The 6046-nt window shown below is 60.6% G+C and carries 4 protein-coding genes and 1 pseudogene; all 5 read left to right on the forward strand.

Features of this window, described 5'->3' with window-relative positions; translation table 11 throughout:
* Window positions 1-1375 precede the first annotated feature (1375 nt).
* The 5 genes and pseudogenes from AC3A6Y_RS34760 to AC3A6Y_RS34780 all read left to right on the forward strand — a co-directional run bounded on the left by AC3A6Y_RS34760 (window position 1376) and on the right by AC3A6Y_RS34780 (window position 5723).
* Window positions 1376-2491: an alpha/beta hydrolase gene (locus AC3A6Y_RS34760; protein WP_487872756.1), complete on the forward strand. Its 1116-nt coding sequence runs from the start codon at window positions 1376-1378 to the stop codon at window positions 2489-2491.
* Window positions 2492-2815: 324 nt separating this feature from the next.
* A complete protein-coding gene (locus tag AC3A6Y_RS34765) occupies window positions 2816-2944 on the forward strand; it encodes a hypothetical protein (protein WP_487872757.1) in 129 nt (42 codons plus the stop codon).
* A 60-nt stretch (window positions 2945-3004) separates the two neighbouring features.
* A pseudogene (locus tag AC3A6Y_RS34770) lies at window positions 3005-4190 on the forward strand (IS3 family transposase).
* 30 nt (window positions 4191-4220) lie between these two features.
* Window positions 4221-4502, forward strand: coding sequence for a hypothetical protein (locus AC3A6Y_RS34775; protein WP_487872759.1), 282 nt, complete (start codon window positions 4221-4223; stop codon window positions 4500-4502).
* A gap of 99 nt (window positions 4503-4601) precedes the next feature.
* The gene (locus tag AC3A6Y_RS34780) at window positions 4602-5723 is read left to right on the forward strand and encodes an IS110 family RNA-guided transposase (RefSeq protein WP_487872758.1); all 1122 of its coding nucleotides are present in this window, start codon (window positions 4602-4604) and stop codon (window positions 5721-5723) included.
* The last annotated feature ends 323 nt before the right edge of the window (window positions 5724-6046 follow it).

Here is a 6046-nt window from a genome sequence, read left to right on the forward strand (position 1 = left end):
GCTGCGCGATCCAGCCAAGTCGTACCAGGATCGGTGCACCGAAGCCGATCGCCTCCTGAGTGAAGTGCTCGATACCGGGGTTATCGTACTTTTTCGGCAAATTGACACGCTTGACCGCTTCTTCCCTTTCAAAATCAAAAGCTTACCGTAGGATGGCGTTCGCGCACTGCCTCGATCTTGTAAGTCCTTGTCGTGCAACAACTTCTTGGACCAAAGCGCACCATTTTGCAAAGAAAGTACGGCTACCCCAGAAAAGAAATCGCACGACGCAACTCGTGCGCTGCTCGCCGGAGCGCTGGTGGCCGCGCACAAGACACCAAGGACACGAATGCCCTCATCTCCCGGCAGATGATTTGAGCAACTCATCGAACGAAACAGTTTCCAAGCCTTGGAAAGATACCGCCCTATTCGCTACCTAGCGGTTTTGGGTATGGAGGCTTCGGTGTAGCCATATCGGACTTCTTCTTCCATAAGGATCGGGTGTCCGCGAAATCGGGTCAACTTCACTATTGACAGACTCTTGGCCTTGTGGGGACTTGAAGCATGACCAAACGGCATATGCCTTTTTTCTTCGTCGAGGGTTGAGTATTAAGTGCTACCTTCGCGCTTCTCGTAGCGGCGCCAAACCCAGCAGGAGACAATGCATGTCGAACTTGTCCACGAAGATCGAGTTCCTTAGCAAGCTTCCGCTTTCACCTGGATTGCTTGCAAAGCCAGATGACAGTTCAGCGATGCTGTCGGAAGTGTTCGGTCAGCCGTTACGCCTCCGGCCGAGGAAAAACGCCCACCGAGTATTTCCTTCGTGCAGCTTAGTTCACTTCCAAGGCAACTTGCGTCACACCCAAGGTGACGTGGCTGCCTCGACACGTAGGCATACACCGTCCTTCCCAACACCTCCAACCCGGACTTCTTCAACTTGCTGCAGAAGTTGAGCTTTTAATGAATTGGGCACGCTACTGTTTTCGCGGAAAAAAGCAGTCGCTCGTTACCGTAGAGCGACGGGCGGTCCAGGTCACTCACCTGGTTAAATAGCCGGAGAATGTACATCGGCGAGGAGAAAAGTATGAGGTTTCTGCGCAGTCTTTGGGCGAGTCCTCAGTGCAATTCGATGGCAGCCTTGCTTCTCACGGGGGTGCTCACTGGCTGCGCGGCAACAGCCGAACGTGTTGGCGTCACCGAGTTAGCGTCAACACCCCCCCCGCCCGCCGCAACCATTCCATCGGCCATCGAGCCGCCCAAGCCGGAACCACCCAAGACGGGGCCTGCTACCTCAGGAGGAAGCGGCGCAGCGATCGAGGCTCTTAGTGGTTCAAGCCCGACCGCGATCGCGAACTCAGGAAGACCAAGGATAGGCAGCGGTGGAGGAGGCGGATTCTTGGGGGATCTCTTGGGCGGCATCAGTTTTGGAGCTATAGGAGCGGCTGCCGGTGCGATGGACAACGCGCACCGGGATCTGGGCCAACCGATTTCACTCCAGCCGGGTGCGCTACCAGAATTCAAGTCAGGGCCGGATATATTGAGGTTGTTGTTTGGCACGAACCGCAAGGCAAGCGACGACGCTCGTGGTTCACTACGCAACTCGTTCGCCGGCACCCGCAGCGATATGGCGTTCGGCTATGTCGATGTCTCCGTCCCTCCCAATCACGAAGTCGGGCAAATCGAGCGGCCAAAGCTCTGGAAATTGGAGTTCTCGGAAGACCCAACCGAGCATATGATGATTCGAGACATCACTCTAGTCGAGAGCAGCAAGTTCGCGGACCTGATCAAGGAGTATCGTGGTCCGGACCCTAAAAAGCCTACCGTCCTTTTTGTTCACGGGTACAACGTGTCATTCGACGACGCGGCTCTTCGGACTGCACAGATCGCGCACGACTTGGGTCTCGACAGCGTCCCCGCTTTTTTCAGTTGGGCCTCCCGCGGTGATCCTGCTCTGTATACGCAAGACGAGAACACTGCGCTGCAAAGCGTTCCAGACTTCAAGAAGTTCTTGCGACTGTTCGCGGCCAACTCGTCGGACAGGATCTTCTTGGTGGCGCACAGTATGGGCTCGCGGATAGTCAGCGAGGCGCTAACAGAGATGATCCAGGCAGAGCCGCAGGTTGCGACAAGGGTCGTCCAGCTGGTCCTTGCGGCGCCAGACCTAGATGCGTTGGTCTTCAAAGAGCAGATCATTCCTGCTTTCAAAGGGCAAAACATCCCGGTCACCCTGTATGCCTCCAGTCGAGACAAGACGCTTCAAGTGTCGTCAAGGATTCACGGGTGCTGCCGCGCTGGATTGGGTGGCAGCAACATTGTCATTGCTGAGGGCTTGGAGTCGATTGATGCAACGTCAATTGACACAAGCTTCTTGGGCCACTCGTACTTCGCGGAAACACGGCCATTGCTGACCGACTTGAACTTGCTGCTGGCTCGAGGTATGCGCGCGGCGTCTCGCCCGCTGCTTCGCGGGAGACCGGTGCGAAACCCGACCCACTATTACTTCAGGCAGTGATTACTTTGATTGCTCTCTGGCGCTAGTCTCCAGTAAGGGGCGCGGGGCACAAATGCTTCTGCCGCTCTTCCCCAAGGCCGGCGGCGGCCGGCGATCACAAACGAGGGGTGGCACGGCCACCGTGACCGGTGCAGACGTGACCCAGTCGGACGGCATTCTCCACGTGGTCGACAAGATAATGTTGCCGAAGTGGGCACAACGATGAGCGCGGCGCAGTTCCGTGCGGCGCGGTCACTACACTCTTCGGTGTCGTCAAGCACGCAAGGCCTGCGGCGCGCCCCTGGCGATTGAACTCCAACACGCTGCCCGACGAAAGGCAACGCCATGTCCATGACCTACAAGCTCCAGATCCCTGCGGCGAACGCGGACGGCAGTTTTGCCGCGCCGGTGCCGCCGCCGGCGGATAGCGCGGCCGACGCGCTGCGCGACGCGCAGGCGCAGCACGCGGTGTGACCCTGCCTCGATTTCACGTACAGCAAGAAGTTGATAACTTCGAAGGTACGGAGAATCGAAATGAAAGAAGGCAAGCTGCCGAAGAGGCAGTACACAGAGGAATTCAAGGTCGAAGCCGTGAGGCTTGCGGCTTCGGTCGGTGGCCACGAGGCGGCTCGCCGCCTTGGGGTGCCTGTGGCCACCGTGGGGAATTGGTCGAGACGAGGCATCGCCTCGGGCGGTGCTGGCAGCATGCCGACGGCGCCCTCGACGGAGGCTCCTGCACGCAGGCCCATCAGTGAGTTGGAGGCCGAGAACAGTCGGTTGCGCAGGGAATTGGCCGAAGCGAAGCTGGATGTGGAGATCCTTCGAAAAGCGACGGCGTACTTCGCCAGGGGGTCGCGATGAAGTACGCCTGGATCGACGAGCATCGCGACCAGTACGCCGTCAGCCGACTTTGCCAAGTGCTGGGCGTGTCTCGCAGCGGCTATTGCCAATGGCGCGTGCGCCCGCCCAGTCCCAGAACGTTAGCCAATCAGGCCTTGGACGCGAAAGTCGCGACCATCCACCAGGCCAGTCGTCGAAGCTATGGACGTCCTCGGATCGCTGAGGTTCTGCGCCAGCAGGGCGAGATCGTCAGCGCCGAGCGCGTTCGCAAGAGTCTGCGACGCCAGGGCCTGCGGCCGGTCTACAAGAGGCCATTCGTGGTGACCACCGATTCGGCTCACCGCCTGCCGGTGGCGCCCAACCTTCTGGATCGCCGCTTTGAAGGCTGGCAACCGAATCAGGCGTGGGCGGCGGACATCACGTACGTGCCCACAGGCGAAGGCTGGTTGTACTTGGCCGCCGTGATGGATCTAGCCGGCCGACGCATCGTCGGCTGGTCGATGTCGAAGCAATCGACGCCACCTTGGTATGCACGGCCCTGAAATCGGCATGGTGGCATCGCAAGCCGGAAAGGGGCCTGCTGGTCCACACCGATCGCGGGTCGCAATATGCGAGTGGGCAGTACCGAGCACTGGCGGGCGAGCTCGGCATCATCATGTCCATGAGCAGGAAAGGTGACGCCTGGGACAACGCACCGGTGGAGAGCTTCTTCAAGACGCTCAAGGTCGAACGCGTCTACCAGGTACGCTACGAGACCCGAGCGCAAGCGAGGCTGGACATCGTTGACTGGATCGAGGGCTGGTACAACCGCCAGCGTCTGCACTCTGCCAACGGCTTCCTATCTCCAGTGACCTGGGAGAACACCCGCTTGGCGGCATGACTTGATGTACGTGGAAACGAGGCAGGGTCAGTGCTGGCCGAGCAACTCGACGCGGTCAACGAGTTGCTGGCCAAGCCGCTCAACGAGATTCTGGCGGACCGCGAACACTTCAAGGAATCGGCAGCTGCGTGGGACGCCTTCGGCGCCATGTGGATGCTGTCGCAGCGCGCGATGAAGCGTGTGGCGCTCGACCTCGCTGCGCAGCTCGGAGACCATCCATTTCCTGGGGGTGTGCAGTGCAGCAAAGTAAGCTTCGGGGATAAGTGCAGAACAGAGTGGCGCACTGCACTAGACATGATGGCCGCTCCATGAGAGCTTCAAGGGCTCGTCTCCGGATCCGTGGGTTGCGCACCGAAGTGTGCCGAGCCACATACGGCTGGACGGGCCAGACGCAACTGAAGGAGACGAGCCATGCAAGAGCGTACCCAGTTTTTCGTCGGTTTGGACGTCCACAAGGACAGCATCAGCATTGCGGCGTGCGACACGAGCCGGGAGTTGGCGCGGTTTGTCGGCGTCGTCAGACCGGACGTGAGGCAGTTGCTGAAGATGCTGGCCAAGGCGGGGGACCCCTCTGAGGTCCGCGTGGTCTATGAAGCCGGACCGACGGGCTTCGGGCTGTATCGGGAGCTGCGGCGTCGCGGTTACCGCTGCGAGATCGTGGCGCCGTCGCTGATCCCGCGACGCGCCGGTGATCGCGTCAAGAATGATCGGCGTGACTGCTGCCGGCTGGCCGAGTTGTCGCGAGCGGGCGAGCTCAAGGCGATCTGGGTGCCTGATGAAGCGCACGAAGCTGTGCGTGACCTGTGCCGGGCGCGAGAGGATGCCGTACAGATGCGGCTGCGGGCGCGTCAGCAACTCAAGGCGTTCTTGTTGCGCCATGATCGGCGTTACCCCGGCAAGACCTCGTGGACCAAGACCCACGAGCGCTGGATCGCCGATCAACGGTTCGATCATGCCGGCGAGAGCGTTGCGCTGGCGGAATACCAGTTGGCCGTTCAGGCCGCCGAGCAGCGTGTTGAGCGACTGACAACGGCACTGCAGGAGATCGTCCAGGGCTGGCGCTTCGAGCCGGTGGTGGCGGCGCTGCGGGCCCTGCGCGGCATCGACAGCGTCAGCGCCATCGGCCTGATCGCCGAGATCGGCGACTTCAGCCGCTTCCAGTCCGCACGCGATCTGATGGGCTACCTGGGCCTGGTGCCCTCGGAGCACTCCAGCGGCAGCAGCGTCCGGCGCGGCTCGATCACCAAGACCGGCAACGGGCATGCCCGGCGGCTATTGACCGAGGCGGCGTGGAACTATCGCTTTGCGCCTCGCATGAGCAGCACGCTTCGCAGCCGCAGCGCACAGCTGCCTGAGGCGATCCGCAACCACGCCTGGAAGGCTCAGTTGCGCCTGAGCAGTCGATTCGCCAAGCTCTCCGCGCGAGGGGTGCAGATCAACAAGGTCTGTGTAGCGGTTGCGCGCGAACTTGCCGGCTTCGTCTGGGCCATCGCGCGCCAGGCGCAAGCCAGCGATCGCTTGGCCAGCGCCTGATGCGGCAGCGGCTCGGGGTGATGCGATACGGGCACCGACAGGGAAGGATCCTCAGTCACACTACGACCGAAAGGCCTGCAGGCAACCGGCGAAACTAGAGCGAGGCAGCTTCTACGACGGATCCATGCACAGTGGTACCCAATCCACGGATATCAGTCTGATCTATCGTCGCAGCAGACTTCGTGTCGCATCACCCCGGGCCGTTGCTATTCAATGCAAAGCAGACTTGCCAAGAGCGGCCATATCAGATGTGATGTTTCAATAGGTTGTTCACCCGGATGGGTCTGGGAAACTGGAGTTACCACGCTTCAGGATCGCAGAGG

Source organism: Variovorax sp. Soil_C_17, from assembly GCF_057657265.1.